Origin of the sequence: Pseudomonas sp. EL_65y_Pfl2_R96, assembly GCF_963970905.1 — a bacterium.
Classification (GTDB): Bacteria; Pseudomonadota; Gammaproteobacteria; order Pseudomonadales; family Pseudomonadaceae; genus Aquipseudomonas.
Window position 1 is genome coordinate 1 of the sequence record NZ_CAXAQH010000229.1, and the last position, 512, is coordinate 512.

1 protein-coding gene is annotated in these 512 nt (G+C 56.2%); it reads right to left on the reverse strand.

The window, feature by feature from the left end; translation table 11 throughout:
• Window positions 1–512, reverse strand: a 512-nt coding sequence (locus tag AACY49_RS30360) for a GTP-binding protein (RefSeq protein WP_339527962.1), incomplete at both ends; no start/stop codon positions are given.

Below are 512 nucleotides of genomic sequence, written 5' to 3' on the forward strand. Positions count from 1 at the left end.
TCTGGGATGTAGCTGTCCAGAGTCTCAACCAACTTCTTGACGGCAGTGGTGCCCATCTCGTTGTCGTCTTGACCGTTCAGAGCCATCAGCGCCGAACCGATGATGATCGGAGTGTCGTCGCCCGGGAAGTCGTAAGTGCTCAGCAGATCGCGCACTTCCATCTCAACCAGTTCCAGCAGCTCAGCGTCGTCTACCATGTCAGCCTTGTTCAGGAAGACAACGATGTACGGAACGCCTACCTGACGGGACAGCAGGATGTGCTCACGGGTTTGCGGCATCGGACCATCAGCGGCCGAGCAAACCAGGATAGCGCCGTCCATCTGAGCAGCACCGGTGATCATGTTTTTTACGTAGTCGGCGTGACCTGGGCAGTCAACGTGTGCGTAGTGACGCACGGCCGAATCGTATTCAACGTGAGCGGTGTTGATGGTGATACCACGAGCTTTTTCTTCTGGGGCGCTGTCGATCTTGTCGAAGTCAACCTTGGCCGAACCGAAAACTTCGGAGCAGAC